Annotated in this window: 24 protein-coding genes; 15 read left to right on the forward strand and 9 right to left on the reverse strand. The window is 65.7% G+C overall.

Annotation, left to right across the window (positions count from 1 at the left end):
• Window positions 1–243: 243 nt before the first annotated feature.
• The 5 genes from rodA to N5C88_RS23270 form a co-directional block, all read right to left on the reverse strand.
• Complete coding sequence (rodA, locus tag N5C88_RS23250; RefSeq protein ID WP_059380007.1) at window positions 244–1,380, reverse strand: rod shape-determining protein RodA; 1,137 nt, start codon at window positions 1,378–1,380, stop codon at window positions 244–246.
• A complete protein-coding gene (gene mrdA / locus N5C88_RS23255; RefSeq protein ID WP_059380006.1) occupies window positions 1,380–3,305 on the reverse strand; it encodes a penicillin-binding protein 2 in 1,926 nt (641 codons plus the stop codon). The genes rodA and mrdA overlap by 1 nt, the downstream gene beginning before the upstream one ends.
• A 15-nt stretch (window positions 3,306–3,320) precedes the next feature.
• Window positions 3,321–3,887: a rod shape-determining protein MreD gene (gene mreD / locus N5C88_RS23260; RefSeq protein WP_059380005.1), complete on the reverse strand. Its 567-nt coding sequence runs from the start codon at window positions 3,885–3,887 to the stop codon at window positions 3,321–3,323.
• A complete protein-coding gene (mreC, locus tag N5C88_RS23265) occupies window positions 3,874–4,758 on the reverse strand; it encodes a rod shape-determining protein MreC (protein ID WP_042796087.1) in 885 nt (294 codons plus the stop codon). Before mreC ends, mreD begins: the two co-directional genes overlap by 14 nt.
• Window positions 4,759–4,842: 84 nt before the next feature.
• Window positions 4,843–5,886: a rod shape-determining protein gene (locus N5C88_RS23270; protein ID WP_006216320.1), complete on the reverse strand. Its 1,044-nt coding sequence runs from the start codon at window positions 5,884–5,886 to the stop codon at window positions 4,843–4,845.
• 227 nt (window positions 5,887–6,113) lie between these two features.
• On the opposite strand from N5C88_RS23270, the gene gatC reads away from it, so the two are divergent.
• From gatC to N5C88_RS23295, 5 genes are all read left to right on the forward strand, one after another.
• Window positions 6,114–6,422 carry an Asp-tRNA(Asn)/Glu-tRNA(Gln) amidotransferase subunit GatC gene (gene gatC / locus N5C88_RS23275; protein ID WP_054456891.1) on the forward strand — a complete coding sequence of 103 codons (309 nt, stop codon included), beginning with the start codon at window positions 6,114–6,116 and terminating at the stop codon, window positions 6,420–6,422.
• A 3-nt stretch (window positions 6,423–6,425) separates the two neighbouring features.
• Window positions 6,426–7,961, forward strand: a complete 1,536-nt coding sequence (gene gatA, locus N5C88_RS23280; protein ID WP_280016325.1) for an Asp-tRNA(Asn)/Glu-tRNA(Gln) amidotransferase subunit GatA — start codon at window positions 6,426–6,428, stop codon at window positions 7,959–7,961.
• Window positions 7,962–7,965: 4 nt separating this feature from the next.
• Window positions 7,966–9,423, forward strand: coding sequence for an Asp-tRNA(Asn)/Glu-tRNA(Gln) amidotransferase subunit GatB (gene gatB, locus N5C88_RS23285; RefSeq protein ID WP_059380003.1), 1,458 nt, complete (start codon window positions 7,966–7,968; stop codon window positions 9,421–9,423).
• Window positions 9,424–9,551: 128 nt separating this feature from the next.
• The gene (locus tag N5C88_RS23290) at window positions 9,552–9,797 is read left to right on the forward strand and encodes a hypothetical protein (protein ID WP_251878228.1); all 246 of its coding nucleotides are present in this window, start codon (window positions 9,552–9,554) and stop codon (window positions 9,795–9,797) included.
• Window positions 9,794–10,261 carry a type II toxin-antitoxin system VapC family toxin gene (locus N5C88_RS23295; protein ID WP_251878229.1) on the forward strand — a complete coding sequence of 156 codons (468 nt, stop codon included), beginning with the start codon at window positions 9,794–9,796 and terminating at the stop codon, window positions 10,259–10,261. The genes N5C88_RS23290 and N5C88_RS23295 overlap by 4 nt, the downstream gene beginning before the upstream one ends.
• Before the next feature lie 49 nt (window positions 10,262–10,310).
• Here the strand turns inward: N5C88_RS23295 and pyrE are convergent, their stop codons facing one another.
• Window positions 10,311–10,994, reverse strand: a complete 684-nt coding sequence (gene pyrE / locus N5C88_RS23300; RefSeq protein ID WP_118933236.1) for an orotate phosphoribosyltransferase — start codon at window positions 10,992–10,994, stop codon at window positions 10,311–10,313.
• A gap of 132 nt (window positions 10,995–11,126) precedes the next feature.
• Between pyrE and N5C88_RS23305 the strand changes: the two genes are divergently transcribed.
• Window positions 11,127–11,915: an exodeoxyribonuclease III gene (locus N5C88_RS23305; protein ID WP_054456902.1), complete on the forward strand. Its 789-nt coding sequence runs from the start codon at window positions 11,127–11,129 to the stop codon at window positions 11,913–11,915.
• Here the strand turns inward: N5C88_RS23305 and N5C88_RS23310 are convergent.
• Window positions 11,897–12,829 (reverse strand): LysR substrate-binding domain-containing protein, encoded by a 933-nt coding sequence (locus N5C88_RS23310; RefSeq protein WP_118933237.1) that lies wholly within the window; start codon window positions 12,827–12,829, stop codon window positions 11,897–11,899. The genes N5C88_RS23305 and N5C88_RS23310 overlap by 19 nt on opposite strands.
• A 110-nt stretch (window positions 12,830–12,939) precedes the next feature.
• Here N5C88_RS23310 and N5C88_RS23315 point away from each other — a divergent pair, with 110 nt between their 5' ends.
• Together N5C88_RS23315 and gdhA are read left to right on the forward strand one after the other, a co-directional pair.
• Entirely contained in the window at window positions 12,940–13,551 is a 612-nt protein-coding gene (locus tag N5C88_RS23315; RefSeq protein ID WP_118933238.1) for a LysE family translocator, read from the forward strand.
• Between the two features lie 429 nt (window positions 13,552–13,980).
• The gene (gene gdhA, locus N5C88_RS23320) at window positions 13,981–15,327 is read left to right on the forward strand and encodes an NADP-specific glutamate dehydrogenase (protein ID WP_054456908.1); all 1,347 of its coding nucleotides are present in this window, start codon (window positions 13,981–13,983) and stop codon (window positions 15,325–15,327) included.
• Window positions 15,328–15,516: 189 nt separating this feature from the next.
• Here gdhA and N5C88_RS23325 read toward each other — a convergent pair whose 3' ends face one another.
• Both N5C88_RS23325 and N5C88_RS23330 read right to left on the reverse strand, forming a co-directional pair.
• A complete protein-coding gene (locus tag N5C88_RS23325; RefSeq protein WP_059379997.1) occupies window positions 15,517–16,017 on the reverse strand; it encodes a copper chaperone PCu(A)C in 501 nt (166 codons plus the stop codon).
• Between the two features lie 19 nt (window positions 16,018–16,036).
• The gene (locus N5C88_RS23330; RefSeq protein WP_042796077.1) at window positions 16,037–16,936 is read right to left on the reverse strand and encodes a LysR family transcriptional regulator ArgP; all 900 of its coding nucleotides are present in this window, start codon (window positions 16,934–16,936) and stop codon (window positions 16,037–16,039) included.
• Window positions 16,937–17,082: 146 nt separating this feature from the next.
• Here N5C88_RS23330 and N5C88_RS23335 point away from each other — a divergent pair, with 146 nt between their 5' ends.
• From N5C88_RS23335 to N5C88_RS23365, 7 genes are all read left to right on the forward strand, one after another.
• On the forward strand, window positions 17,083–17,715 hold the full coding sequence (locus N5C88_RS23335) for a LysE family transporter (RefSeq protein ID WP_054457287.1): 633 nt from the start codon (window positions 17,083–17,085) through the stop codon (window positions 17,713–17,715).
• Window positions 17,716–17,816: 101 nt separating this feature from the next.
• Window positions 17,817–18,128, forward strand: coding sequence for a hypothetical protein (locus N5C88_RS23340; RefSeq protein ID WP_059379995.1), 312 nt, complete (start codon window positions 17,817–17,819; stop codon window positions 18,126–18,128).
• 52 nt (window positions 18,129–18,180) lie between these two features.
• Window positions 18,181–19,122, forward strand: a complete 942-nt coding sequence (locus N5C88_RS23345; protein ID WP_059379994.1) for a LysR substrate-binding domain-containing protein — start codon at window positions 18,181–18,183, stop codon at window positions 19,120–19,122.
• A 327-nt stretch (window positions 19,123–19,449) separates the two neighbouring features.
• On the forward strand, window positions 19,450–20,613 hold the full coding sequence (locus N5C88_RS23350) for an ABC transporter substrate-binding protein (protein WP_059379993.1): 1,164 nt from the start codon (window positions 19,450–19,452) through the stop codon (window positions 20,611–20,613).
• Between the two features lie 143 nt (window positions 20,614–20,756).
• Window positions 20,757–21,629 (forward strand): branched-chain amino acid ABC transporter permease, encoded by an 873-nt coding sequence (locus tag N5C88_RS23355; protein WP_013396765.1) that lies wholly within the window; start codon window positions 20,757–20,759, stop codon window positions 21,627–21,629.
• Window positions 21,630–21,632: 3 nt separating this feature from the next.
• Window positions 21,633–23,555, forward strand: coding sequence for a branched-chain amino acid ABC transporter ATP-binding protein/permease (locus tag N5C88_RS23360; RefSeq protein WP_059379992.1), 1,923 nt, complete (start codon window positions 21,633–21,635; stop codon window positions 23,553–23,555).
• A gap of 18 nt (window positions 23,556–23,573) precedes the next feature.
• On the forward strand, window positions 23,574–24,296 hold the full coding sequence (locus N5C88_RS23365) for an ABC transporter ATP-binding protein (protein WP_013396767.1): 723 nt from the start codon (window positions 23,574–23,576) through the stop codon (window positions 24,294–24,296).
• Window positions 24,297–25,044: the final 748 nt, after the last annotated feature.

Here is a 25,044-nt window from a genome sequence, read left to right on the forward strand (position 1 = left end):
GCCACCGACCACAGATCCAGCAGCGCAGCGAACCAAGACGTACGTAGCCCGTCGGCGCGGGCGGCGTGGCGGCTCGCAACCTCGATGCGCCCGAGGGAATCGGAAGGCAGCCGCCGTAGGCGGCAACGACGATGACGAAGGGGAAGTCCGGAGCGAACGCTCCGGACCGCAATCGTGGGCGCGAGCCGCCACGCCGCACGCGACGACGGGCGACCTACGAAGAACGCGCAGCCGCCAAAAAGATCAAGTCTTAACCGACCGATGCCGACTAATACTCATCATGATCCCAAACGCAATCCCCATGGTGAACAAAGCCGTCCCCCCATAGCTCATGAACGGCAACGGCACCCCCACCACAGGCAGAATCCCCGTCACCATCCCCACGTTCACGAACACATAGATGAACAGCATCATCGTCAGCGCCCCAACCAGCAACCTGCCGAACTGCGACGATGCCCGTGACGCGATCGTCAGTCCTCGCGCCATCATCAGGCCATACAGCACCAGCATGGCGATGCCGCCGTAGAGTCCGAATTCTTCCGCGTACACCGCGAAGATGAAGTCGGTGGTGCGTTCAGGGATGAAGTCCAGGTGCGTCTGCGTGCCCTTCATGTAACCCTTGCCGTACACCCCGCCCGAGCCCACCGCGATCATCGACTGGATCGTATGGAAGCCCTTGCCCAGCGGATCGGAGCTGGGATTGAGCAGCGTGCACACCCGGTGCTTCTGGTAGTCGTGCAGCACCACCCAGTCCACATCGGGCTCGCATAACTGGTCTTCGTAGTAGATCAGCGTGCCTATGCCGATGATGCCCGCCAGCATGACCGGCACCAGCAGCTTGAACGACAGGCCCGCGAAATAGATCACGAAGAAGCCGGCGCCGAACACCAGCAGGGCCGTACCCAAGTCGGGCTGCAGCACGATCAGGCCAAAGGGCGCGGCCAGCATGGCGGCGGCCGCCAGGAAGTCGCGGATGCGCACCGCGCCTTCGTGACGCTGGAAGTACCAGGCCAGCATCATGGGCACGGCGATCTTCATCATCTCGGAGGGCTGGATGCGGGTCACGCCCAGGTTCAGCCAGCGGGTCGCGCCCTTGCTGGTCTCGCCGAAGAACTCCACGCCCAGCAGCAGCACCACACCCACCACGTAGAAAGGCAAGGCCAGCTTCATCAGCCACTTCGGCGGAATCAGGGCCATGGTCCACATGGCGAAAAAAGCGATGATGAAATTGCGCGACTGTTCGGCGAAGCGCCAGTCGGTGCCGCCCACCGCGGAATGCATGACCGTCATGCCCAGCGCGGCGAACATCAGCAGGATCGCCAGCAGCGGCCAATCGAAGGCCGTGAACACACGTAGCAGGATAAGGCCCAGGCGTTTCATTATCGGCGCACCACGTCGGAAGCGATTTCCTCGACCGAGGCCAGGGGGTCGGCGCGGTCGGGCCGCACGATCTTGTCCTTGCGGTCCTTGGCCAGCCAATAGTCGAACACCTTGCGCGCGACCGGGGCGGCGACGCTCGCGCCCCAGCCAGCGTTCTCGACGATCAGCGCCACCGCAATGCGCGGATGCTCAAGCGGCGCGAAGCCCATGAACAAGGCGTGGTCGCGCAGACGTTCGTCAATGGCGCTGGCGCGGTAATGGCCGCCGCGCAGGCTGAACACCTGCGCGGTGCCGGTCTTGCCGGCTGCCTGGTAGGGGGTGTTGGCGAACGCGCGCCGCGCCGTGCCGGCCCGCACCACGTCCGCCATGGCGTTCTTGATCACGTCCACGTTGGCCTGCTTGAGGGGAATGCGATAGTCGGGCGCGGACTCGGTGGGCTTGGCCTCGCCGGTGCGCGGATCGCGCACCGCGTGCACCAGGTGCGGGCGGCGGTACAGGCCGTTGTTGGCCAGCGTGGACGTGCCTTGCGCCAGTTGCAGCAGCGTAAAGGCGTTGTAACCCTGCCCCACCGCCACGGAAATCGTCTCGCCCGCGTACCAGCGCTGGCGGTCCTTGTCCTTGTAGGCCGAGCGCTTCCAGTCGGTCGAGGGCAGCACGCCGCGCTTTTCGCCTTCCAGGTCGATGCCGGTGATCTGGCCGAAACCGAATTGCTTGGTGAAATCGTGCAGTGCGTTCACGCCGATCTCGGGGCCCAGCGAATAGAAGTAGGTGTCGGACGACACGACGATGGCCTTGTGCATGTCCGTCATGCCATAGGCCGCGCCGCCGGCGTTGCGGAATTTCTGGCCGCCGAACTCGTAGTAACCGGGGTCGGAGATGCGGTCGGTGGCGCGGCGCTTGCCCAGTTCGAGCGCCGCCAGGGCCACGAAAGGCTTGTAGGTCGAACCGATGGGATAGGTGCCGTACAGCGGCCGGTTGATCAGCGGATGATCCGGCGACTCGTTCAGCATGCGCCAGTTGTCCACGTCGATGCCGTCCACGAACAGGTTCGGATCGAACGAAGGCTGAGAGACGAAGGCCAGCACCTCGCCGGTGTCGGGATCGATGGCGACCAGCGCGCCGCGCTGTCCCTCGAAAGCCGCTTCGGCCACCTTCTGCAGGCCCAGGTCGATCGAGAGCATGATGTCGGAGCCCGGCACCGGATCGATGCGGCGCAGCGTGCGCATCGGCCGTCCGCCCGCGGTCACTTCGACCTCTTCCAGGCCGGTGCGGCCGTGCAGCTGCTCTTCCCAGGTTTTCTCGATGCCCTTCTTGCCGATGACCTCGGTGCCGCGATAGTTGCCCAACTGGCCGGCGCGCTCCAGCTCTTCGTTGTCGCCTTCGGCGATGCGGCCGATATAGCCGACCACATGGCCCGCCGACGCGCCCTGCGGATACTCGCGCACCCAGCGCGCGCGCAGCTCCACCCCGGGGAACTGGAAGGAATGCGCCGCGAACCAGGCGGCTTCGGTCTCGTTGAGGTTGTTGCGCAGCTGCAGGCTGGCGTAGCGGCTGGACTCGGCGGCGCGGCGCTTGAAGCGGCGCTGGTCGGCCGGACTGATGTACACGACCTCGGTCAGGCGTTCGAACAGCTGGCTCAGATTGCCGGCATGGGCCGGCACGACCTCCAGCGTATAGGTGCGGTAGTTGCGCGCCAGCACCTCGCCGTTGCGGTCCAGGATCTCGCCGCGCCGCGGCGGGATGGGCACGACCGCGATGCGGTTGCGATCGGCGCGTTCCGACAGGCCTTCGTAGCGATCGACCTGCAGGTACCAGAACCGGCCGATCAGCACGCCGAAGCAGGCCAGCGCGAATAGCCCGCCCACCCAGGCGCGCAGGCGGAAACGCTGCTTCTGCTGCTGGCCAGTTTTCTTGAATTCGAACATGACGCGGCGCCGCCGTCAGGCGGAGGAGGATTCAGCGTCGTCGACACCGCGCTGCGGCAAGTGCAGAACCCAGCCCGCCAGCGGCCACAAGGCGGTGGTCAGGAGCACGCTGATGCCCCAGTCCCAGCCCGGCCATTTGCCGGCCAGCCATGCATGGATGATCTGGGTCACGAAGCGGGCGATGAAGAACACAGGCAGCATGTGCATGGCCTGGCTCCAGAGGTCGAAGCGCTGCAGCCGGCGGTGCAGCACCACTGCGCCGTAGGCGACCAGCGTGTACGAGAGCGCGTGTTCGCCCAGCAGGCCGGCGTCGTGCACGTCCATCAGCAGGCCGAAGAAGAAGGCGGTGAACAGGCCGACGCGGCGCGGCTCGTGCACGCACCAGAAGGCGATGATCAGCAGCAGGATGTCGGGCGCGCCCTGCCACAGGCGCCAGGGCAGCAGCGATACCAGCCACGCCACCAGCACCGTGGCCCAGACGAACACGCCGTGCGCCGGGCCGGAAAGCCGGTCGGGCTGCACGTTGCTGGGGGTGCCGAGGCGGCGCGCGGCCTGCCCCGAGGATTGATTAGTCCGATCCACCGGAATCGACCTCCTGACGGTTGGACTCGGCGCGCTCCACATCGACCTGCAGGACCAGGAAGTGGCGGTAGCGTTCGGGATGGGCCAGCGGTTCGCATACGGCGCGCGCGAAGCCGGAAGCGGTATCGCGTTCGACCGAGGTCACCTTGGCCACCGGCAGGCCGGCCGGGAACAGCCCGCCGACGCCGCTGGTGACGATGGTATCGCCTTCCTTGATGTCGGCGTTGGCGGCAAGGTAACGAACTTCCATCTTGCCCGGCGAGTTGCCGCCGAACGCAATTAGGCGCAGGCCGTTGCGCAGCAACTGCACGGGGATGGAGACCTGCTCGTCGGTGACCAGGGCCGCCTCGGCCGTCATGGGCGTGACGCGCACGATCTGCCCGACCACGCCGCCTTCGTCGATGACCGGCATGCCCGGGGCCAGGCCCGCCTTGCTGCCCTTGTTGAACACCAGGCGCTGCGTGAACGCGTTGGTGGGTTCGTACATGACCTCGACCACCACGGCGGATTGCGCCACGGTATCGGTCACGCCCAGCAGCCGGCGCAGCTGCGAGTTCTCGGCAGCCAGCTGGGCGCCATGCGTGGTCACCTGGGCCAGCTCGATGCGCTGGCGCTGCAAGGCTTCGTTTTCGCTACGGATGAGATTGGCCGCGTTGACCCATTCGTTCACTTGCTGGACGAGGTCGCGCGGCGCCATGACGGCGCGCTGGAAGGGGTACAGCGCCACGGACATCGCCCGGCGCGCCGGTTCCAGCATGCGCCATTGCGAATCCATGACAATCAGGGCCAACGCAAGGACGACCAGAACGACCAGCCGCACCTCCGCAGGTGGGCCGCGCCTGAATAGGGGAGGAGTCCCTTGTCGTTGCATGAATCTCAGCCCGGACGCCCGCGTCCGTCGCTCCGGCAGCGGCCGGAGCCGTGAAAAAGCGGGGCTCCGGGCTGGCGGGCAAAATTAGTCGTTGATGAAGATGGCGCCCAGTTTCTCAAGGTGTTCCAGCGCCTCGCCGCAACCGCGCACGACGCAGGTCAGCGGATCGTCCGCGACCACGACGGGCAGGCCGGTTTCTTCCTGCAGCAGGCGGTCCAGGTCGCGCAGCAACGCGCCGCCGCCGGTCAGGGCGATGCCCTTGTCGGTGATGTCGGCGCCCAGTTCGGGCGGGGTCTGTTCCAGCGCGATCTTCACGGCCGAAACGATCTGGTTCAGCGGGTCGGTCAGCGACTCGAGGATCTCGTTGGACGAGACCGTGAAGCTGCGCGGCACGCCTTCGGCCAGGTTGCGGCCCTTGACCTCGATCTCGCGGACTTCGGATCCCGGGAACGCCGAGCCGATTTCCTTCTTGATCAGTTCGGCGGTGGGCTCGCCGATCAGCATGCCGTAGTTGCGGCGGATATAGTTGACGATGGCTTCGTCGAACTTGTCGCCGCCGACGCGCACCGAACCCTTGTAGACCATGCCGCCCAGCGAGATGACCGCCACTTCCGTGGTGCCGCCGCCGATGTCGACCACCATGGAGCCGCTGGCGTCGGACACGGCCAGGCCGGCGCCGATGGCCGCGGCCATGGGTTCTTCGATCAGGAAGACGTGGGACGCGCCCGCGCCCAAGGCCGATTCACGGATGGCGCGGCGTTCGACCTGGGTGGAGCCGCAGGGTACGCAAACAATGATGCGCGGGCTCGGCGCCAGCATGTTGCGGGGGTGCACCATGCGGATGAACTGCTTGAGCATCTGCTCGGTGACCGTGAAGTCGGCGATCACGCCGTCCTTCATGGGCCGGATGGCCTCTATATTGCCGGGAACGCGGCCAAGCATCTGCTTGGCTTCATGGCCGACGGCTTGAATGATCTTCTTGCCGTGGGGACCGCCTTCATGACGGATTGCGACCACGGACGGTTCATCGAGCACGATGCCCTTGCCGCGGACGTAGATCAGCGTGTTGGCGGTACCGAGGTCGATCGCCATATCGCTGGAAAAATAACTGCGCAGGAATCCGAACATGGGAGCTCAGCTAAATTCTGGGGGGAATGAGGTACATGCCGCGGGGCGTAGGGCCCGTAAAACAACGGGTCCGCCTGTCATCACGGCGATTAAACCGTGAATCATAACTTATAATTTCCCCGGAAATAGCGCATAAATGCAGGCTATTCAAGCTTTGTAACGGGTTCGGCATATGCATACTGCCCTGTCCCGCCCCTCGGCCTTCGCTTATCGATTTGCAATCCCCCATGGCGCTCAATGACACAGATGTGGCCCGCATTGCCCGGCTGGCCAGAATCGAACTGACCCCCGACCAGCGCACCGTCGCGCAGGCCGAACTCAACGGCATCCTCCACCTGATCGAACGGCTCCAGTCCGTCGATACCCAGGGGGTCGAACCCCTGGCCCACCCGCTGTCCGCCCATGAAGATATCGTGCTGCGCCTGCGTGAAGATGTCGTGACCGAACCCAGCTCGGAGGCCCGCCGCGAGGAGCTGCTGGCCAACGCCCCCGACGCCCAGGAAGGCCTGTTCCTGGTTCCCAAGGTCCTGGATTAAGTCATGACGAAACCCGCTCTGCACACCCAATTCAAGGGGATCGCCGCCCTGCGCGCGGCCCTTGCGCAACGCCAGATCAGCGCCGTCGAGCTCGCCCAAAGCGGCCTGGCGGCCGCCGAAGCGGCCAGCGGCCTGAATTGCTTTTTACATATTGACGCCGAATTGACGCTGGCCCAGGCCCGCGCCGCCGACGCCGCGCTGGCGTCCGGTTCGGCCGGCCCCCTGGCCGGCATCCCGATCGCCCACAAGGACGCCTTCGTCACCCGCGGCTGGCGCACCACCGCCGGCAGCAAGATGCTCGACGGCTATGTCAGCCCGTTCGACGCCACCGTGGTCGAGCGCCTGGGCGAGGCCGGCGCCGTGTCGCTGGGCAAGCTGAACTGCGACGAATTCGCCATGGGTTCCGGCAACGAGAACTCCGCCTACGGCGCCGTGAAGAACCCCTGGGACCATGCCGCCGTGCCCGGCGGCTCCTCGGGCGGCTCAGCCGCTGCCGTGGCTGCCCGCCTGGTGGCCGCCGCCACCGGCACCGACACCGGCGGCTCGGTGCGCCAGCCCGCCGCCCTGTGCGGCGTCAGCGGCATCAAGCCCACCTACGGCACCGTGTCCCGCTACGGCATGGTGGCCTTCGGCTCCAGCCTGGACCAGGCCGGCCCGCTGGCCGAAAGCGCCCGCGACCTGCTCGAATTGCTGGACGTCATCAGCGGCTTCGACCCGCGCGACGCCACCAGCCTGGAAAAATGCGACGCCGCCGCCAACGCGCCCGGCCGCGTCCGGCGTGACTTCGAGGCGGCCCAGGGCCGTTTCGACACCGCCGGCAGCCAGCCCCTGAAGGGCCTGCGCATCGGCGTGCCCGCCGAGTACTTCGGCGCCGGCCTGGCCCCCGACGTGGCCGCCGCGGTCGAAGCCGCGCTGGTCCAGTTCGAGGCGCTGGGCGCCGTGCGCGTGCCGGTGTCGCTGCCGCGCACCGAACTCGCCATTCCCGCCTACTACGTCATCGCCCCCGCCGAAGCGTCCAGCAACCTGGCGCGCTACGACGGCGTGCGCTACGGCCACCGCGCCGCCCAGTACGGCGACCTGAACGAAATGATCAGCCGTTCGCGCGCCGAAGGCTTCGGCGACGAGGTCAAGCGCCGCATCCTGATCGGCACCTACGTGCTGTCCCACGGCTACTACGACGCCTACTACCTGCAGGCGCAGCGCCTGCGCCGCATGATCGCGCAAGACTTCCAGCGCGCCTATGCGGACCAGTGCGACGTGATCATGGGCCCGGTGACGCCCACGGTGGCCAAGAACATCGGCGACAACCGCGACGATCCCACGGCCGACTGGCTGGCCGACGTCTACACGCTGGGCGTGAGCCTGGCCGGCCTGCCTGCGATGTCGATCCCTTGCGGCTTCGGCGGCGCTGGCAACCAACGCCCCGTCGGTCTCCAGATCATCGGCAACTACTTCGACGAAGGCCGCCTGCTGGCCATCGCCGACCGCTACCAACAAGTGACGGACTGGCACACGCGTGCCCCGGTCCAGCAAGGCTGAGAACATGAACTGGGAAATCGTCATCGGCCTGGAAACGCACACCCAGCTTTCCACCGACTCCAAGATTTTTTCGGGTAGCAGCACCGAATTCGGCGCCGCGCCCAACACCCACGCCAACGTGGTCGACCTGGCGCTGCCGGGCAGCCTGCCGGTCATGAACCGCGGCGCCGCCGAACGCGCCATCCGCTTCGGCCTAGCCGTGGGCGCAACCATCGCGCCGCGTTCGGTGTTCGCGCGCAAGAACTACTTCTACCCCGACCTGCCCAAGGGCTACCAGATCAGCCAGTACGAGCTGCCGGTGGTCGTGGGCGGTTCGCTGTCGTTCTTCGTGGGCGAGGAAGAAAAAACCGTCAACCTGACGCGCGCTCACCTGGAAGAAGACGCGGGCAAGTCCCTGCACGACGACTTCAGCCTGGCCAACGGCGCCCCCGGCAGCGGCATCGACCTGAACCGCGCCGGCACGCCGCTCCTGGAAATCGTGACGGAACCCGAAATGCGCTCGGCCGCCGAGGCCGTGGCCTACGCCCGCGCCCTGCACAGCCTGGTCGTGTGGCTGGGCATCTGCGACGGCAACATGCAGGAAGGCTCGTTCCGCTGCGACGCCAACGTGTCGGTCCGCCCTGTGGGCCAGAAGGAATTCGGCACCCGCACCGAGATCAAGAACGTCAACTCGTTCCGCTTCCTGGAACGCGCCATCGTCTATGAGGCGCGGCGCCAGATCGAGCTGATCGAGGATGGCGGCACGGTGGTCCAGGAAACCCGCCTGTACGACGCCGACCGCGACGAAACGCGCAGCATGCGCAGCAAGGAAGACGCGCACGACTACCGCTACTTCCCCGACCCCGACCTGCCCACGCTGGTGATCTCCAGCGCCTGGGTCGACGAGGTCCGCGCCGCCATGCCCGAACTGCCGGCCGCCCAGCGCGCCCGCTTCGAATCCGAATACGGCCTGCCCGCCTACGATGCCGCCCAGCTGACCGTCAGCCGCGACCTCGCCGCCTACTTCCAGGCGGTGGCGAACGCGCTGCCGGCCGGCCAGGCCAAGCTGGCCGCCAACTGGGTCATGGGTGAAGTCTCTGCCGCCCTGAACAAGGACGAGAAGAGCATCGCCGAGTCCCCGGTCCAGGCGCCGGCGCTGGCCGCCCTGATCGGCCGCATCATCGACGGCACCATCTCCAACAAGATCGCCCGCGAAGTCTTCGGCGCCATGTGGGCCGGCGAAAACGGCGGTCAGCCGGACGCCATCATCGAGGCGCGCGGCCTCAAGCAGATCAGCGACACCGGCGCCATCGGCGCCATGATCGACGAGGTGCTGGCCGCCAACCCGGCCATCGTGGAAGAGTACCGGGCCGGCAAGCAGAAGGCGTTCAATTCGCTGGTCGGCCAGATCATGAAGGCCGCCCGCGGCAAGGCGAATCCGCAGCAGGTGAATGATCTGTTGAAGCAGAAGCTGGATAGCTGATCCTGGGCAGGGTGCGGCGCAATGGCCGCCCCCGAGCAGTATCAGACAAAACGAAGGGCCGCGGCGTATTGCCGCGGCCCTTCGTTTATCCAAGAATGATCTGGTCGATCTTGACCGGAGACTTGGACATGAACTACCTCGAAATCAGCAGCAGCGACCTGCTGCATCGGTTTTCGGACTACCTGCAAGCGGTCCGCGAAGGCCAGCATTTCATCATTTCACTGGACGGCGTGTTCTGCGCCAGGCTGACCCCCGCCCTGCCCACGACCTCGCTGGACGCGCATGATGCGCTCGAAGCGATGAAAGGCTTTACGCCCGCGCCGGCCGTCCCGCACGAAGTCATCCGCTCCTGGATCGAGGAAGGCCGGGAATGAATCCGACCCGCTTGATTCCCGACGCATCACTCGCGCTGGCCTGGCTGATCAGCCGCACCGATGCCCTCGAATCACGGCTTGCGCAGCATCTGCTGGAAGTCGCCCACGGATCCAAAAACACGGTACCGCCCATTTGGCGAGTCGAGGTCGCAAACGGCATATTGCGCGCTGAACGCAGTCAACGCGTGTCGGAGCACCAGTTGTTCTCATTCAACCGGCTGCTCGAACGCCTGCCGATATTTCCGGATCCGGCCGCCTCGTCTTCCAGCGTAACCCGCAGTTATCTGCTGGCGCGGACGCACGGTTTGACCGTCTATGACGCCAGTTATCTCGAATTGGCCCAAAGAACCAACGCATATCTGGCCACCTTTGACCGCAAGCTGGCGGATGCCGCCCGAGCGAGCGGCGTTGCCGTCTTTGGCCAACCCCACGGCGTCGCCGAACCTGCGGCGAGCTACGGATGAAAGGGCGGTACCTGACCGCTCCTCTACCTGCGCTCGCTGAGTCCGGGGTTTACTTCACCCCATACTTCGTCCGATAAGCCAACACCGCCTCGCGGTGTTCGGCGAACGACGCATCATCCTGCAGCAACGCCAGGATGTCCGACAGCGAGGCAATCGACACCACCGGAATGCCGTAGGTCTTGGCCACGTCCTGCACGGCGGAATGCGCCGACAGCGCGTCGTCGGGACCCGCGCGTTCCATGCGGTCCATGGCGATCAGCACGGCGGCCGGCTCGGCGCCGGCGGCGCGGATGATCTCGACCGACTCGCGCACCGAGGTGCCCGCGGTGATCACGTCGTCAATGATGACGACCTTGCCCTTGAGCGGCGCGCCGACCAGGGTGCCGCCCTCGCCGTGGTCCTTGGCTTCCTTGCGGTTGTAGGCGAAAGGCACGTCGCCGCCCTTCATGTCCGGGTGGCCGGCCAGCGCCACGGCGGTAGCCGTGGACAGGGGGATGCCCTTGTAGGCCGGACCGAACAGCATGTCGAATTCCACGCCCGAATCCAGCAGCGCCTGGGCGTAGAACTGCGCCAGCTTGCCGACCGAGCGTCCGCTGTTGAACAGGCCCGCATTGAAGAAATAGGGACTGATTCGACCCGATTTGACCTTGAAGCTGCCGAAGCGCAGCACGCCCTCGTTCAAGGCGAAGCGGACGAAATCCAGGGCGGTGGCGGAAGATTGGGCGGCGGGCATGCGTAAAGGTCCGGTAGATGGCAAACGCCAGCATTTTATCCGCTGTCGGGGCTATTCCCGGGCGGCGGCGCGGAGTCGGTTAAATTGCTGCCATTGCCCCGGCCCTGGCGGCCGCTCAACAGGAGTTTCGCTTTGCTGCGCATCACGTCGATCAATCTCAACGGTATCCGGTCCGCCTTCCGCAAGGGCCTGCAACCCTGGATGGAAAAGCACGCCGCCGACGTGCTGTGCCTTCAGGAAATCAAGATATCCGACGAAGACCTGACCGACGACCTGCGCCACCCGCCCGGCTATACCGGGCACTTCCACCATGCCGTGAAGAAGGGCTATAGCGGCGTGGGCATCTATTTGCGCGACGCGGCCGAGCGTGTGAACGCCGGCCTGGAATGCGAGGAATTCGATCCTGAAGGCCGCATCATCCGCGCCGACTGGAAGAACCTGTCGGTCATCAGCGCCTACCTGCCCTCGGGCTCCAGCGGCGACGAGCGCCAGCAGGCCAAGTACCGCTTCCTGGACCGCTTCGGCCCCTGGATCGACGCCCTGATGCACGAGCACAAGACCACCGGCCGCGAGTTCATCATCTGCGGCGACTGGAACATCGCGCACAAGGAAATCGACCTGAAGAACTGGAAGGGCAACATGAAGAACTCGGGCTTCCTGCCCGAAGAGCGCGCCTGGCTGACCGACGTGTTCGACAAGCGCGGCTTCGTCGACGTGTTTCGCACCATCGACGATCGCCCCGACCAATACACCTGGTGGAGCAATCGCGGCCAGGCCTGGGCCAAGAACGTGGGGTGGCGCATCGACTACCAGATCGCGACGCCGGGCATCGCCGCCCGCGCCCGCAACGTGGCCATCTACAAGGACGAGCGCTTCTCGGACCACGCGCCCCTCACGATCGACTACGACGCCACGCTCTGAGCAGCATCCACCGGATCGCCCGCCGCCTCCCTTAGCGTTGCGGCGGCTTCCCGGCGCAACCATTCCAGAAAGGCTGCCGCCCGCGGATCTTCTGAACAAGGCCGCGGCGACAGCAGCACGTAGGCCGAGCCGTCGCGGGCAAAGCCGCAAGGCGCCTGCAGCCGGCGGTCGCGCAAGGCGTCGCACGCCATCAAGGCGGAACCTATCGCCACCCCCAGGCCTGCGGCGGCGGCCTGCAAACTCAAATAGAAATGCTCGTAGGCCGGCCCGGCCCGGCGCGGGGGCTTCACGCCCGCCGCCCGCGCCCAGTGCCGCCAGGCTTGCGGACGCGTCGCGCTGCTGAGCGCAGACGCCCCGCCCCAATCCGCTGCGGCCGGGTCCGCGCCCGCGGCGCCGAGCAGTCCCGGCCGGCACACCGGTCCCGTCCATTCCTCGCAAACGCGCTCGGCATGCAGGGCCGCGTCCCAATCGAAGTCATTGCGGCGCAGCGCCACGTCCACGCCCTGGGCGGCGAAATCCACCGGTCCGCCCGCCGCGTACAGATGCACCTGCACGCCGGGATGGGCGCGCTGGAAGTCCGGCAGCCGCGGGATCAACCACATCATGGCGATGGTGGGTTCGCAGGACAGCACCAGGGGCGCATCTGCCGCCGGCTGGCGCAGCTTGGCCAGGCCCGTTGCCAGCTGCTCGAACAGGGCGCTAGTCACCTCGAACAGCTGCCTGCCGGCATCGGTCAGAAAAACAGCCCGGTTGCGGCGTTCGAACAACGCCACGCCCAACGCATCCTCGAGCAGCCGGATCTGCCGGCTGACGGCGCCATGCGTCACGTGCAGCGTTTCGGCGGCCTTGCCGAAGGCCTGATTGCGGGCGGCGGCATCGAACACCCGCAGCGTATTGAGCGGTGGCAGTTTCATGGTGAAAGGTGAGTTTTTTTCACGAATATCCGGCATTAGAAATCGTTTTTCAGGCGCGCGCCAGCATCCCAAAATGCCGGCTCCGTTTCGAAACCCGCCGTCCTGTCGCCATGACCGAACTGATCGCCGTCGCCCTCATCACCATTCTTGCCGTCATCAGTCCCGGACCGGACTTCGCCATGGTCACGCGCAACAGCTATCTGTTCGGCCGGCGCACCGGCCTGATCTGCGCGCTGGGCATCGCGCTGGGCGTGCAGGTGCACGTGTTCTATACGATGTTCGGCGTCAGTCTGCTGGCGCATTACGCGCAGCCGGTGCTGCAGGGCATCAAGCTCGCGGGCGCCTGCTATCTGGTCTACATGGGCTGGAAGACTTTCTTCAACCGCACCCAGGTCAGCCGCGACCTGTCGGCCCGCCCGCCGATCACCGGCTGGCAGGCCTTATACAACGGCTTTCTGACCAATGCGCTCAATCCCAAGACCACGCTATTCGTGGTCAGCACCTATACGCAGGTCGTGTCGCCCGGCACGCCGCTGTCGCGGCAGTTCGGGTATGGCCTGTTCATGTCGCTGGCGCATTGGGTCTGGTTCGGCGCGGTCGCGTGGTCGGTGTCCTCGCCATTCTTGCGGCGGATGCTGCTGGATCATCAGCTTGCGGCCGATCGGGTGGTGGGAGCGGTCCTGATGGCCTTGGGCGCGGCGCTGGCCGCCGTGCAGTTGTAATCCTGCCGCAGGGTCTGATTTCGCTCAAATAAATAATGGGGACATATAATGGCGGCAATGGCCTTCATACCTCCCTGAATATGCCTGAAATCGACCTTTCTTCCCTCGCCGGAAATCGGAAGAGCGCAACCCCTCTTGGGAGAAATAAATGGGGACACATATATTTCCCCAGGGAATTCAAGCATTTCCGCCCAAAACCCTTAGAGAAAGGGCTCATTCCCTTGATTCCAAGTATTAATACGTCCCTATTAAATTAAAAGAAAAAGTGCTTTGATATCAAGGTGATGGCACTATTTTTCGGCTTTGCGCAGGGCAACATTTTGCCCCTACAATCCCCGCACCATACCGGTGCAGCCGTGCACCAAAAAAGAAATTTCGCGCCCCAATCCGGCGCAGTCCGCACCTATTCGAAGCACCCCCAAGGAGATCATGTTGAAAGTGCAGAGTCTGGACGACTTCCTGCGTGGCGTCGCCGCGCGCGACCCGCAGCAGCCTGAGTTCATGCAAGCCGTCCAGGAGGTGATGCTGAGTCTCTGGCCTTTCATCGAAAAGCACCCCCACTACGCCGAGCATGCCGTGCTCGAGCGCCTGGTGGAGCCGGAACGCGTGATCCAGTTCCGCGTGTGCTGGACCGATGACCGCGGCCAGGCCCAGGTCAACCGCGCTTTCCGCATCCAGCACAGCTCGGCCATCGGCCCCTTCAAGGGCGGCATGCGCTTCCACCCCTCGGTGAACCTGTCCATCCTCAAGTTCCTGGCCTTCGAACAGACCCTGAAGAACTCGCTCACCACGCTGCCCATGGGCGGCGGCAAGGGCGGCTCCGACTTCGATCCCAAGGGCAAGTCCGACGCAGAAGTCATGCGTTTCTGCCAGGCCCTGATGATCGAGCTGTACCGCCACCTGGGTCCGGACACCGACGTGCCGGCCGGCGACATCGGCGTGGGCGCGCGCGAAGTCGGCTTCATGGCCGGCATGATGAAAAAGCTGTCCAACTCGACCGCCAGCGTGTTCACCGGCAAGGGCCTGACCTTCGGCGGCAGCCTGATCCGCCCCGAAGCCACCGGCTACGGCACCGTGTACTTCGCTGAAGAAATGCTCAAGCGCGTGGGCAAGTCCTTCGACGGCCTGCGCGTGTCCGTGTCGGGCTCGGGCAACGTCGCCCAGTACGCGATCGAAAAAGCCATGGCGCTGGGCGCCAAGGTCGTGACCGTTTCCGACTCCAACGGCACCGTGGTGGACGAAGCCGGCTTCACGCACGAGAAGCTGGTTGCGCTGATGCACATCAAGAACGACCTGCGCGGCCGCCTGGACACCTACGCCCGCCAATTCGGCCTGACCTATGAGTCCGGCAAGCGTCCCTGGCACGTGCCGGTGGACGTGGCCCTGCCCTGCGCCACCCAGAACGAACTGGAACTGGCCGATGCGCAAACGCTGATCAAGAACGGTGTGCTGTGCGTCGCCGAAGGCGCCAACATGCCCGCCACGCTGGAAGCCGCCAAGGCCTTCATCGCGGCGCGCGTGCTGTACGCCCCGGGCAAGGCCAGCAACGCCGGCGGCGTGGCCGTGTCCGGCCTGGAAATGGCCCAGAATTCGGCCCGCCTGTCCTGGACGCGCGAGGAAGTCGACGCGCGCCTGCACGCCATCATGCGCGACATCCATGAAAACTGCGTGCGCCACGGCCACAGCGAGCGCGAGTACGTGAACTACCTGGACGGCGCCAACATCGCTGGCTTCGTGAAGGTGGCTGACGCGATGCGTCAGCAAGGCTTGTATTAATCCCCCCCCCGAAGCGCTGCGCGCTTCCCCCCCAGGGGGGCGCCGCTGCGGACCGGCAGAGCCCGGCTCCGCGCGGCCCCGATTGGTGGGAGACCTGTTGTGTCGGGGCGGACCTGCCTCGTTGACAGGAATCCACCTAAGCCGGCCCATGGGCCGGCTTAGTTTTCAGGCGCGGGCAGCGCCTGCCGCTCAATGCTTCATCGTGCCGTGGTTCATGCTGCCGTGGTTCATGCCGGGGTTGTGCGAGGCCGGCTTGACCGTGAATTGCACGGCGACTTCGCCGGCCTTTTCGAACTTCAGCGTGGCCGGGACCGTGCCGCCTTCGGCGAACGGAGCCTTCAGCTTGATGAACATGACGTGGTAGCCGCCCGGGCTGAGCTTGACCTCGGTGTCGGCCGGCAACGCAATGCCGCCTTCCACCTGACGCATCTTCGAGACGCCGTTCTCGGTCTGGACCGTGTGCAGTTCGACGCGCTCGGCCGCGTCGGACGAGACCGACAGCAGGCGGTCCGCGGTCTTGGCGTCGTTGTCGATATCCATATACCCCGCGCCATTGGACTGGCCGGGCGCCGATGCGCGCACCCAGAGGTCGTCGACCTCGATCTGGCCAACCTTGTAGTCCTTCGCCCAGGCCGACCCGGCCGTACACAGGCCCAGGGCGGCGATGACAGCGAACTTGCGGATGTTCATGGGTTGTTCTCCTAGTGGGTTAACGCCGCCTGACCAGGCTGCGGGCAGCTGACAGGACCGAATCCGTCAGGGCTTCCATCGCTTCGGAGTTTACCCGCCAATGCTGCCAATACAGCGGCACATCCTCCCAGGCGCGGCCTCGAAGCAGCATCAGCTGACCTGCATCAAGGTGCTCCTGCACCAAGGGCAGCGGATTCATGGTCCAGCCGAGGCCGCCCAGCGTGGCCTGCACGAACGCGCGGGTGGAGGGCACCCACCAGACCGGCGGCTGCCACGGCGCGGGATCGGCGATCTTGTGCGCGAAGCGCGCCTGCAGCGCGTCCTTGCGGTTGAACACCAGCACCGGCGCCTGCGCCAGCGTCTGGGCGTTGACGCCCTGCGAGAAGTAGCGCTTGTGGAATTCCGGCGTGCAGGTGGCCACGTAGCGCATGCTGCCCAGCGCATGGATGCGGCAGCCCTGGACCGGCTCGGCCAGCGCGGTCACCGCGCCCAGCACCGATCCATTGCGCAGCAGCGTCGCGGTGTGGTCCTGGTCTTCGGACTGCATGTCCAGCGTGGCGCGGGTGCGCGCCGAAAACTGTACGGCCGCGTCGACGAACCAAGTCTCCAGGCTGTCGTGATTGACCGCGACCGGGATGCTGGCATACGGCACATCGTCGTCCGCCACGCCCAGGCGGTCGAGCGCGTCATGCTCCAGCAGCGCCGTCTGCTCGGCCAGCCGCACCAGCACCTGGCCGTCCGCCGTCGCCACCGCCGGCACGGTGCGCTGGACCAGCAAGCGGCCCATGCGGTCCTCCAGCGCCTTGATCCGCTGCGACACCGCGGATGGCGTGACACTGAGCGATAGCGCCGCCCGCTCGAAACTGCCTTCCCGCACCACCGCGGCCAGGGCCCGCAGGTTGCCGTGATCGATTTTCATGAAATTAGTTTTGCTTAAGATAGTGAAGGAAAATTAGCTTTATTTCATATCTTCCGCAAGCGAAAATGCCTTATTACCGGAGCGCCGATAGCGCCCGGCGTTGTCATCCAAGCGCCGCCACAGGCGTAGCAGCACAGGTGCAGGTCATGTTCGCCACGTTGTCATCCCCCCTCTTTTTCACTGCCTGGGCCAGCGGCACGGCCACCGGGCTGGGCCTGTTCGCGGTCGTGGGCGCGCAAAGCGCGTTCATCCTGCGACAGGGGCTGATGCGCGCCCACCTCCTGAGCGTGGTCGCCATCTGCGCGCTGATCGACGCCGTCTTCATCTTCGCCAGCGTCTCCGGCCTGCAGGCGCTCACCGCCTGGTTCCCCTGGCTGACGACCGCCGTGCTGTGGTTCGGCGTGGCCTTCCTGTCGTGGTACGCGCTGCAGTCGGCGCGCCGCGCCTGGACCGCCACCGGCGGCCTGGCCGCCGCCCGCGACGTGGTGCCTTCGCGCCGCGCCGCCATGCTGGGCGCGCTGGGCTTTTCGCTGCTGAATCCGCATTTCTGGCTGGACATGGTGGTGGTCGGCTCGCTGGCGCACGGCTTCGAGGAAGCACGCATGGCATTCGCCGCCGGCGCCTTCACCGCCAGCCTGCTGTGGCTCGCCGTGCTCGGCATCGGCTCGCGCCTGTTCGCCCCGTTCTTCGCCAGCGCATCGGCCTGGCGCGTGCTGGACGGCATCATCGCGGTGGTCATGGCCGCGCTGGCGGTCAGCCTGGCCCTCAAGGGCGTGTAGGCGCATTCAAGCCACCTCTCCAGCAGTTCCCCGAACGGCCGCCCGGATCCTCCAGCGGCCGGTTTTCTTGCTTGCTGCACCCGCCGCGTCCGGAGTCCCTCATGTACAGCTCCACCTTCATCTTCGCCACCAGGCAGTTCGACGATGATTTCCACCGCCTGGATCAAGCCATCGCCGCCGCCGCCCGCGCCATTCCAGGCTACGCGGGCGAAGAGAGCTGGGCTGACGCCACGCGCGGCCTGATCTCCAACGTCTACTACTGGGAATCGCTGGAGGCGCTGGAACAACTGATCCGCCACCCCGCGCACCTGCAGGCCAAGGCCGCGCAAGCGCGCTGGCTGGACGGCTATCGCGTGGAAATCTGCCAGGTGCTCAGACGCTACGGCGAGGGGCTGGCCCCGCCGTCCTTATAATCAGCCGGTTGCCATTCTTTCGTCGGGCGCAACACCGGCCCGCCAGACGATCATGCGCGGTCCCTCCCCTTCCAAAGATGTGCGCCTGCCCCCCCTTGCCGCCATCCAGGCCTTCGAAGCCGCTGCCCGCCTGGGTTCCTTCGAACGCGCCAGCGAAGAGCTGTTTGTCACCGCCAGCGCCATCGGCAAGCGCATCGCCGCTCTGGAGACCTTGCTGGACGTCACCCTCTTCATCCGCAGCAGCCGCGGCGCCACGCTGAGCTCCGCCGGGCGCGAATACCTGGACCAGGTACGTACCGCGCTGGACCTGCTGTCGGACGCCTCCCTGCACAAGCGCGGCGAACCCAAGCTCGAACCCCTGCGTGTCGTCTCTACCCCCACGTTCGCCCGCCAGGTGCTGATCCCCGCGCTGCCCGGCTTCACCGCCGCGCATCCGGAGGTGGAGCTGGAAATCATGCTGTCCATTCCCTACCTGGACATCATGCCGCCCAATGCCGACGTCTGGGTGCGCTTCGGCAGCGGCAAATATCCAGGCTTGAACGCACGCCAACTGACGGCCGATCCCGTGTTCGCGGTCTGCGCGCCCGGCTACCGCGACCAGCATGGCCCCTTCGAGCGGCCCGCCGATCTGGCGCGGGCGCAACTGCTGCGCTGCCCCATGGAGCCGTGGCGGCCCTGGCTGGCCGCCGCCGGGCTGGACTGGCCCGAGCCCGCGCGCGGCGTGTGGCTGGTGGACCTGGGCATCATGCTGGCGGCTGCGCGCGCCGGCCAGGGCCTGGCGCTCACGCGACGCGCGCTGGCGGCTGAATGGCTGGACGAGGGCAAGCTGGTGCGCGTCCTGGACATCGAAATTCCCGGCGAATGCCAGTATTACCTGTGCACCGAAACCTCGCGCCCGCCGGGCAGGGCAGTCCAAGCGTTTTCCCTATGGTTGGAAGGCGTGTGCAAACAGGTTTCCCAATGGCCGCAAGGCCCGCAGGCCGGTAAGGAATAAATTTCCAGACCGGGGCGGAATGAAATTCCGCGCAATCCGCCGCCGCGCTGGCTAGGATGCGGCCAATGCAACGTCCCGCCCATGTCCTCAACGGCACGCAGCCGCCCCCCTTCCCAATCCCAGGCCGCGCCATCGCGCATGGCAGGACACCCTATACGTTTGTACTAGGTATTTACGCGGAAAAACCCTGCCGGGTCAGTTTCGCGTAAGTGATTAGGCAGACAGTCACGACACGCCACACAGGAGAGCGCCGCAGCAACGATTTCCGCCGCCTGGCGCCGGCACACGGTTTTCCACGCAGTTCTACCAATTACAACGGAGACATCCATGGATTTTCGTTTGAAGCTGCTTGCAGGAACCCTTGCACTTGCCGCAACGGCCGCGTCCCACGCCGCCGACCCCATCAAGATCGGCGTGGCCGGCCCCTATACAGGCGGCTCGTCCTCCATGGGCGTCAGCATGCGCGACGGCGTGCGCCTGGCCATTGAAGAAATCAACAAGAACGGCGGCGTCATGGGACGCCAATTGATCGCCGTCGAACGCGACGACGAAGCCAAGAACGAGCGCGGCGTGCAGATCGCGCAAGAGCTTATCAACAAGGAACAGGTCGCCGCCACCGTCGGCTACATCAATACCGGCGTGGCGCTGGCCTCGCAGCGCTTCTACCAGGACGCCAAGATTCCCGTGTTCAACAACGTGGCCACGGGCAGCGTGATCACGCACCAGTTCAAGGCGCCGGAATACCCGAACAACTACGTGTTCCGCAACGCCGCGCACGACAGCATCCAGGCCCCGATGATCGTGGAAGAAGCGGTGACCCGCCGCGGCTTCAAGAAGGTCGCGATCCTGGCCGACTCCACCAACTACGGCCAGCTCGGCCGCGAAGACCTGGAAAAGGCCCTGGACGCCAAGGGCATCAAGCCCGTGGCCGTGGAGAAGTTCAACATCAAGGACGTCGACATGACGGCCCAGTTGCTGAAGGCCAAGGCCGCCGGCGCCGAAGCCGTGCTGACCTACGGCATCGGCCCCGAACTGGCCCAGGTCGCCAACGGCATGACCAAGCTGGGCTGGAAGGTGCCGATCATCGGCAGCTGGACCCTGTCCATGGCCAACTACATCGACAACTCCGGCGCCAACGGCGAAGGCGCGCGCATGCCGCAGACCTTCATCCAGGACCCGGACACGCCCAAGCGCAAGGCCTTCATCGACGCCTACCTGGCCAAGTTCAAGCCCAAGAACAACCGCATCGACTCGCCGGTGTCGGCCGCCCAGGGCTATGACTCGATCTATCTGCTGGCCGCGGCCTTCAAGCAGGCCAACTCCACCGACGGCCCGAAGGTCCGCGAGGCCCTCGAAAACCTGCAGACGCCCGTCGAGGGCGTGGTGATGACCTACAACAAGCCCTTCAGCGCAGACAACCACGACGCGATCACCGCGAAGGAAGTGGTCATCGGCGAGGTCAAGGGCGGCCGCGTCATCAAGGCCAACTAAGGTCCCGCAGCGCATCCCGGCGGCGGCTGCCCGGCCGCCGCCAGCCGCGCCCTGTCGCCCAGGGCGCGGGCTTGCCGCCGCCTGAAAACCGCGTTCTGCCCAAGGGGGTTGGGACGGAACCACAGCGCCACACGACACACACCATGATTCTTCTACAGCTCATCTATAGCGGTATCGCGCTGGGCATGATCTATGCCGTCATCGCGTTCGGATACCAGCTCACGTTCGCCACGTCGGGCACCCTGAACTTCGGCCAGGGCGAAGCCCTGATGCTGGGCGCGCTGGTCGGCCTGACGCTGGTCGGCCTGGGCGTGAACTACTGGGTGATGATACCCATCGTCTGCATCTTCGGATTCGCGCAAGGCGCGCTGGTCGAACGCGTGGGCGTCAGGCCCGCCATCAAGACCCGCTCGGAGTTCGGCTGGATCATGGCCACCATCGCGCTGGGCATCATCTTCAAGAACGTCGCCGAGAACATCTGGGGCCGCGACGACCTGCGCTTCCCTTCGCCGCTGCCGGAAGCGCCCATCCAGGTGCTGGGCGCCAACGTGCTGCCCATGGAGCTACTGGTGGTGTTCGGCGCGCTAGCGATGATGCTGCTGGTGGAAATCTTCAATCGCAAGTCCATCTACGGCAAGGCCTTCGTCGCAACGTCCAACGACCGCGACGCCGCCGGCCTGATGGGCATCAACACCGGCATGGTGATCACGTTTTCCTACGCGCTGTCCTCGCTGACGGCCGCGTTCGCCGGCGTGCTGGTCGCGCCGCTGACCCTGACCGGCGCCACCATGGGCGCGGTGCTGGGGCTCAAGGCCTTCGCGGTCGCCATCATCGGCGGCCTGTCCAGCGGCATGGGCGTGGTGGTGGGCGGACTGATCCTGGGGATCGCCGAAACGACCACCGGTTTCTATCTTTCAACGGGGTACAAAGACGTGCCGGGATTGGTGTTGCTGCTGCTCGTACTGACCTTCAAGCCCGCCGGCCTGTTCGGCAAGACCGCGATCAAGAAGGTGTAAGCGATGAAACCCTTGCACCTTTTGCTATCCATCGTGGCCGTGGCCTGCCTGGCCGCCGTGCCGCTGGGCGTGACCAACACGTACTACCTGCACCTGATCGAAACCATCATGATCTATTCGATCCTGCTGTTCGGGCTCGATATCGTGGTGGGCTATACCGGCCAGGTGTCGCTGGGCCACGCCGGCCTGTTCGGCATCGGCTCGTACGTCGCCGGCGTGCTGTTCTTCCATCTGCAGATGCCCATCTGGGTGATCCTGCCCGCCGCCATCCTGATCGCGGCGGCCTTCGGCGCGGTGCTGGCGCTGCCGGCGCTGCGGGTCACAGGGCCGTACCTGGCGATGGTGACGCTGGCGTTCGGCACCATCATCCAGATCCTGATCAACGAGATGACCTTCATGACCGAAGGACCCTTGGGCATCAAGATCTCCAAGCCCGCCATCGCCGGACACGTGCTGACCAAGAGCGAATACTTCTGGCTGGTCGCGGCGCTGCTGGTGCTGTCGCTGATCGTGGTGCACCGCATCCTGAAGTCGCACCTGGGCCGCTCGTTCGAGGCCCTGCGCGACAGCCCCATCGCGTCCGACTGCATGGGCGTGTCGGTCTACCGGCACAAGGTGTTCGCCTTCGTCATCAGCGCCGGCTTCGCCGGCCTGGCCGGCGCGCTGTACTCGTATTCGGAACAGTACATCTCGCCCAACACCTACAACTTCGAACTGACCATCCTGTTCCTGCTGGCCATCATCATGGGCGGACGCAAGAGCCGCACGGGCGCGCTGCTGGGCGCGTCCATCATCGTGCTGCTGCCCAAGATGCTGGATGACATCGCGACCTTCCGGCTGATCGCGCTGGCCGTGGCCATCCTGGTCACTGTAGGCAGCGCCATCGCGATCTCCAAGGGCCGCACCGAACCGCGCCGCGTCGCCGTGCCGGTGATCGGCACCATCCTGCTGGCGGTGTTCTCATACTGGCTGGAAGCGGTCACCGACTGGCGCCTGACGATCTTCGGCGCCATGATCCTGTTCGTCGTGTACTACCTGCCCGACGGCATCGTGGGCTTCGTGCGCAACCTGTTCTTCTCCAACCGCCGCGCCGCGCTCTCGGTCAAATCGGATCTGGTGAAGGCGCAGGAAGCCGTGCCCGATGCGGCCAAGGGCAAGGGCGACACGCTGCTCGCGGCCAAGGGCGTGCTGATGCAGTTCGGCGGCCTGAAGGCGCTGAACCAGGTCGACCTGACCGTCAAGCGCGGCACCATCCATGGCCTGATCGGCCCCAACGGCTCCGGCAAGAGCACCATGATGAACGTGCTGACGGGCATCTACGTGCCGACCGCCGGCGCGGTGGAGTTCTCGGGCAAGTCGCTGGTCGGTATGACACCGGCCGACATTGCCGAAACCGGTATCGCGCGCACCTTCCAGAACGTGCAGCTGTTCGGCGAAATGACGGCGCTGGAAAACGTGCTGGTCGGCCTGCACCACACCTTCACCACGGGCCTGGCCGGCATCGCGCTGCGCACGTCCAAGTGGAAAGGCGAGGAACAGGGCGCCCGCGCCCGCGCCATGGCGCTGCTGGAATTCGTGGGCCTGGAGTCCCTGGCCAGCGAAGAGGCGCGCAATCTGCCCTACGGCAAACAGCGCCTCCTGGAAATCGCCCGCGCGCTGGCGCTGGACCCGCAACTGCTGTTGCTGGACGAACCCGCGGCCGGCCTGACCGCGCCCGACATCGTCGAACTGCTGGCCATCATCCGCAAGGTGCGCGACCACGGCATCACGCTGATCCTCATCGAACACCACATGGACGTGGTGATGGGAGTCTGCGACACCGTGTCGGTGCTGGACTTCGGCCAGAAGATCGCCGAGGGCCTGCCCAACGAAGTGCAAAGCAACGCCAAGGTCATCGAGGCGTATCTGGGCGGCGCGCCCGCCTGACGCCAAGGGGACAACAAGATGCTATCGATCAAGAATCTGGAAGCGGGCTACGGCAAGGTGAAGGTGCTGCACGGCATCAGCATGGAGGTGCCGAAGGCCAAGGTAGTGACGCTGATCGGCTCCAACGGCGCCGGCAAGACCACCACGATGCGGGCGCTGTCCGGCATGATCCGCCCCACCGCGGGCGAGGTCACGCTGAGCGGCAAGCGCATCGACGGCCTGGAGTCCCACCGCATCGCGCGGCTGGGCCTGGCGCACTCACCCGAGGGCCGGCGCGTGTTCCCGACGCTGTCGGTCACCGACAACCTGCTGCTGGGCGCTTTCCCGCGCCTGACGGGCAGCCGTCCTAAGGGCGACGTGCAGTCCGACCTGGGCCGGGCCATGGATCTGTTTCCGCGCCTGAAGGAGCGACGCGATCAGTTGGCCGGCACGCTGTCTGGAGGCGAGCAGCAGATGCTGGCCATGGCGCGCGCGGTGATGCTGAATCCGGAACTGGTGCTGCTGGACGAGCCTTCAATGGGGCTGGCGCCGATCCTGGTGGAAGAAGTGTTCCGGATCATTGCGCGGCTCAAGGATGAAGGGGTGACGATGCTGCTGGTGGAGCAGTTTGCTGCTGCTGCATTGAATGTGGCGGATTATGGGTATGTGTTGGAGAACGGGCGGATTTCGGTGCATGGGAGTGCGGATAAGTTGAAGCATGATCCGGCTGTAGTTGCGGCATATTTGGGTGGGTCGCATTAGGGATGTGCTGCGCGGCGGGCGTTCTTTCTATTGACGCCTGCCACGTTGGGGACTCGCGCTGCGCGGGGCAACGATTGCGGTCCGGAGCCTTCGCTCCGGACTTCCCCTTCGTCATCGTCGTTGCCGCCTGCGGCGGCTGCCTTCCGATTCCCTCGGGCTTATCGACGCCCCGCGCAGCGCGAGTCCCCAACGCGGCAGGCTGCATTGTCTGAATCTTCACGGGCGCTGGGGCGAGTGGTGTGCTTGGCGTTTTTTTCCGCATCGGGGTGTGGTGGCGGGTCTTGCGGGGCCCGCCCCAGGCCGGCCGCGCGGGCGGCCTCTTGGGGCCTACGCGGTGTCTTGCGTCGCGCGATGGCGCTGCGCGCAGTGGCTGCGGCATAACGGCTATTCAGCCCGGCCCGGCCCAGCCCAGCCCAGCATCTACATTTCAACGCCGATGCCGGATGGGCGGCGCGCGCGAGACACTCCTCATGCGCAAGTTACTGCTCAACGCGCCGCCCATCACCGCCCCACCCCCAGGACGGCGATGCCATCAGAAAACAGCTGTCCACATTCGCGACAGCGAGCACTATCGAAATTTCAAAAATCACGTATGTCATTTATGGCCGCCCGCGCGGCCATAAATGACGGGCAGCACAAGACTCGACACTGGCCACGGATCTAACAGCGCAGTGACCCAAGACGACAGTAGCCCGTCGTCGCGTGCGGCGTGGCGGCTCGCAACCTCGATGCGCCCGAGGGAATCCGA

It is taken from the genome of Achromobacter sp. GD03932 (assembly GCF_029839485.1).
Taxonomy (GTDB): Bacteria; Pseudomonadota; Gammaproteobacteria; order Burkholderiales; family Burkholderiaceae_B; genus Achromobacter; species Achromobacter bronchisepticus_A.

Bases quoted from the DNA above. Each gene is read 5' to 3' on its own strand.
- rodA (WP_059380007.1), bottom strand. From the start codon at position 1,380: ATGAAACGCCTGGGCCTTATCCTGCTACGTGTGTTCACGGCCTTCGAT.
- mrdA (WP_059380006.1), bottom strand. From the start codon at position 3,305: ATGTTCGAATTCAAGAAAACTGGCCAGCAGCAGAAGCAGCGTTTCCGC.
- mreC (WP_042796087.1), bottom strand. From the start codon at position 4,758: ATGCAACGACAAGGGACTCCTCCCCTATTCAGGCGCGGCCCACCTGCG.
- N5C88_RS23270 (WP_006216320.1), bottom strand. From the start codon at position 5,886: ATGTTCGGATTCCTGCGCAGTTATTTTTCCAGCGATATGGCGATCGAC.
- gatC (WP_054456891.1), top strand. From the start codon at position 6,114: ATGGCGCTCAATGACACAGATGTGGCCCGCATTGCCCGGCTGGCCAGA.
- gatA (WP_280016325.1), top strand. From the start codon at position 6,426: ATGACGAAACCCGCTCTGCACACCCAATTCAAGGGGATCGCCGCCCTG.
- gatB (WP_059380003.1), top strand. From the start codon at position 7,966: ATGAACTGGGAAATCGTCATCGGCCTGGAAACGCACACCCAGCTTTCC.
- N5C88_RS23290 (WP_251878228.1), top strand. From the start codon at position 9,552: ATGAACTACCTCGAAATCAGCAGCAGCGACCTGCTGCATCGGTTTTCG.
- N5C88_RS23295 (WP_251878229.1), top strand. From the start codon at position 9,794: ATGAATCCGACCCGCTTGATTCCCGACGCATCACTCGCGCTGGCCTGG.
- pyrE (WP_118933236.1), bottom strand. From the start codon at position 10,994: ATGCCCGCCGCCCAATCTTCCGCCACCGCCCTGGATTTCGTCCGCTTC.
- N5C88_RS23310 (WP_118933237.1), bottom strand. From the start codon at position 12,829: ATGAAACTGCCACCGCTCAATACGCTGCGGGTGTTCGATGCCGCCGCC.
- N5C88_RS23315 (WP_118933238.1), top strand. From the start codon at position 12,940: ATGACCGAACTGATCGCCGTCGCCCTCATCACCATTCTTGCCGTCATC.
- gdhA (WP_054456908.1), top strand. From the start codon at position 13,981: ATGTTGAAAGTGCAGAGTCTGGACGACTTCCTGCGTGGCGTCGCCGCG.
- N5C88_RS23325 (WP_059379997.1), bottom strand. From the start codon at position 16,017: ATGAACATCCGCAAGTTCGCTGTCATCGCCGCCCTGGGCCTGTGTACG.
- N5C88_RS23330 (WP_042796077.1), bottom strand. From the start codon at position 16,936: ATGAAAATCGATCACGGCAACCTGCGGGCCCTGGCCGCGGTGGTGCGG.
- N5C88_RS23335 (WP_054457287.1), top strand. From the start codon at position 17,083: ATGTTCGCCACGTTGTCATCCCCCCTCTTTTTCACTGCCTGGGCCAGC.
- N5C88_RS23340 (WP_059379995.1), top strand. From the start codon at position 17,817: ATGTACAGCTCCACCTTCATCTTCGCCACCAGGCAGTTCGACGATGAT.
- N5C88_RS23345 (WP_059379994.1), top strand. From the start codon at position 18,181: ATGCGCGGTCCCTCCCCTTCCAAAGATGTGCGCCTGCCCCCCCTTGCC.
- N5C88_RS23350 (WP_059379993.1), top strand. From the start codon at position 19,450: ATGGATTTTCGTTTGAAGCTGCTTGCAGGAACCCTTGCACTTGCCGCA.
- N5C88_RS23355 (WP_013396765.1), top strand. From the start codon at position 20,757: ATGATTCTTCTACAGCTCATCTATAGCGGTATCGCGCTGGGCATGATC.
- N5C88_RS23360 (WP_059379992.1), top strand. From the start codon at position 21,633: ATGAAACCCTTGCACCTTTTGCTATCCATCGTGGCCGTGGCCTGCCTG.
- N5C88_RS23365 (WP_013396767.1), top strand. From the start codon at position 23,574: ATGCTATCGATCAAGAATCTGGAAGCGGGCTACGGCAAGGTGAAGGTG.